Raw genomic sequence first — 2,672 nt, 5'->3', positions numbered from 1 at the left:
GGGGATGAGTGTACGGCGGGCGTCCGCCCGGTTGATGCGTTCGGCGCTGCGCACCGCGATCTCCCCGCAGGTGGAGCAGACCGCCGCACTCGGGATCGTCTTCCTGCCGGGTGCGATGACCGGCCTGATCCTGGCGGGCATGGACCCGCTGGAGGCGGTCGCCACGCAGCTGGCGCTGATGTACGTCATCCTCGCCGGGGTCGTCATCGCCGCGGTGGTCACCGGGCTGGGGACGCTGCGCGCGCTGACCACGCCGGAGCAGACGCTGGTGCGGCTGAGCCGGGAGGGGTGAGGCCGTTCACTCCACTGCCGCGGTCAGCTGCGGGGTGATGTGCTCGATCGCCCAGTCGAAGCTCAGTGGGCCGGACGCGGTGGTGACGGCGAAGCCCAGGGCCATGTCCTGCCAGATCAGCGTTCCGTTCTTCACGGACGTCAGGTTCTTGAACTGAGGGTTGGCCTCCAGCTGCTTCCGGTCACCTGATGCGTCGTAGATGATGAGGACATCGCCGTCGAGCTCATCGAGGCGTTCCAGGGAGACGGTGCCGCGGGCGCCCGCCGCCTGCTGCCGTCCGGTCTGCTCCATGCCCAGGTCCTCGAGGACGGAGTTGTGGGTGTAGGAGAGCTGCCCCTCGGTGAAGATGGCGGAATTGTAGGTGAGCGTGTCGATGCCCGGGAACTGCTCCTTGACCTCGGCGACGCGGGCCTCGTAGTCGGCTGTGATCTCTGCGGCCTTGTCCCCGGTGCCGGTGGCCTTCGCCACCCCGTCGAGGATCTGCGGCCATGCGGGGCCGTCGGCGGGCCAGTCATAGGCCAGTGTGGGGGCGATGGCCTCCAACTCCTTCCACCTCGCCTCGTCGGCGTAGCGGTCGGCGACGATGATGAGATCGGGGTCGTAGTGTGCGGCTGCTTCGAGATTGGCGATGTTGTCCGTGACGAGATCCGGGTCTGCGGGCCAGTCGACGATGTCATCGAGCCAGGGCATGTTCCCCTCCTGACCCGGGATCTCGAGCATGGCGACGGGATCCAGGCCCAGGGAGATCACCGGGTCGATGCCGCCTCCGTGCATCACGAGGATCCGCTCCGGCTTCTCGTTGACGGTCGAGGTGCCGTACTCGTGATCGACGGTGACGGGCCAGGACGCGGCGTCCGATGCGCCGGTTGTGCCGGACGCGCCGGATGCAGTGGCGGACGGCGACCCGGTGGGGTCGGAGGACGCGTCGTCGTCGGAGCCGCAGGCGCTCACGCCGAGGACGAGAGTGAGGCCGAGAAGGGTGGTGGGCAGAACGCGGCGTGGGGTGCGAAGCAGAGTTCGGGGCAGGGACACGGATTCTCCTGTGATCGTGCGGACATCTGGTCAGTAGGAGAGGCTATGCTTCACTGTGTGACCCACTGTCGTACCAGACTGCCTCATGCTTGACGATCTCGCACCGTTCCGAGCATCCGTGACCTCCGATGACCGCTACCTGCTCCTGGGCTGCCACACCGGGCGCGCCCTGGTGACATGCCGGGGCCGTTGTGAACGGCTCGCTGCCGGGCAGGGCGTCCTCGTGCCACCGGGGCAGGACGCCGCGGTCACCGTCGCCCCCGGTAGCGCCGTCGTCCCGGTCCGGATCGACCCCGCCGAGGTGCCGCACGCGCCGGAGTCCGTGGAGACCGTCGCGCCGGGCGAGCGGTGGAACGACCGGTTGCTGCACCACTATGTCGCCTCGGTCTCCCCGATGCGGGAACCGGGGTACCGGCAACGTGATCTCGTCGCCGAGCTGTACGGGGCTCCGGTGGTCTCGGCGGCACCGGTGCTGCCCCGGTCGGCCGGCGCCCGGCAGGTCGCCACCGGGCTGCTCCGTGATCCGGCGTGCCCGTGGACGGTGGCGAGGTGGGCGGCCCAGGTGAACGTGGGGGAGCGCACCCTGCACCGTACCTTCGTCACCGAGACGGGGATGACCTTCGCAGCGTGGCGCCGGGAGTGTCGACTGAAGCGGGCACGTGATCTGCTGGTCGAGGATCCTGACCGGACGGCGGTGTCGGTGGGGGCCGCGGTCGGATTCGGGACGCCGACCGGGTTTCTCCGCGCATTCCGGGCCCGCTTCGGGATGACTCCGGCTGCCTGGCGTGCCGGGGTGGTGTCCCGGGCGGGATCATCGTCGACGGTCAGCGAACAGACGGAATCATGGTCTGGTCCGGACGCCGATGCACAGTGGGCGGCGGCGGACACTCCGCCGGGACTCGACCACGGCTTCCATGTCCTGCTGTGGGTCTGGCGCGGACACGTGCAGGTCACTGCCGGAGACCGGACACTCGAGGTGAGCGAGGGGCAGGTCGCCTGGATGCCGGCCTACCGGGACCACCGGGTGCGGCTGTCCCCCGGGGCTGTCGTGCTTCCGCTGACCTTCACCGTCGCCGATATTGACCCTGGCGATGATCTCGGTCCCGCCGACGTCCCGGTGGGCATGGTCGGGGCTCTTCTGCAGCACGCGATGGCGAACCAGTGTGGGCTCGAACCTGAAGACTATGACCGGACACAGCTGCTGACCGAGCCATGGATGCCGGGGAAGTCGCCGACTCTGGGGCGGCAGGAGACGCTGGGGGCGGTGTCCTCCATCATCTTCGCTGCCTCATCCTCTCCTGCACGGCGGGTGGCTGATGCCCTCCTGCGTGACCTGCGCGATCCCCGG

At 69.2% G+C, this 2,672-nt stretch carries 3 protein-coding genes; 2 read left to right on the top strand and 1 reads right to left on the bottom strand.

All coding sequences use genetic code 11. The features are described from left to right. The coding region (locus tag QZV72_RS14395) for an ABC transporter permease (protein WP_297009399.1) at window positions 1-292 on the top strand (292 nt) is incomplete at its 5' end. 6 nt (window positions 293-298) lie between these two features. Here QZV72_RS14395 and QZV72_RS14390 read toward each other — a convergent pair. Beyond that, window positions 299-1,324 (bottom strand): ABC transporter substrate-binding protein, encoded by a 1,026-nt coding sequence (locus tag QZV72_RS14390; protein ID WP_297009397.1) that lies wholly within the window; start codon window positions 1,322-1,324, stop codon window positions 299-301. Window positions 1,325-1,409: 85 nt separating this feature from the next. On the opposite strand from QZV72_RS14390, the gene QZV72_RS14385 reads away from it, so the two are divergent. Beyond that, on the top strand, window positions 1,410-2,672 hold a 1,263-nt coding region (locus tag QZV72_RS14385), incomplete at its 3' end, for a helix-turn-helix domain-containing protein (RefSeq protein ID WP_297009396.1).

The organism is uncultured Corynebacterium sp. (genome assembly GCF_902782855.1).
GTDB lineage: Bacteria > Actinomycetota > Actinomycetes > Mycobacteriales > Mycobacteriaceae > Corynebacterium.
This window is presented reverse-complemented; position numbering and strand designations above follow the sequence as displayed.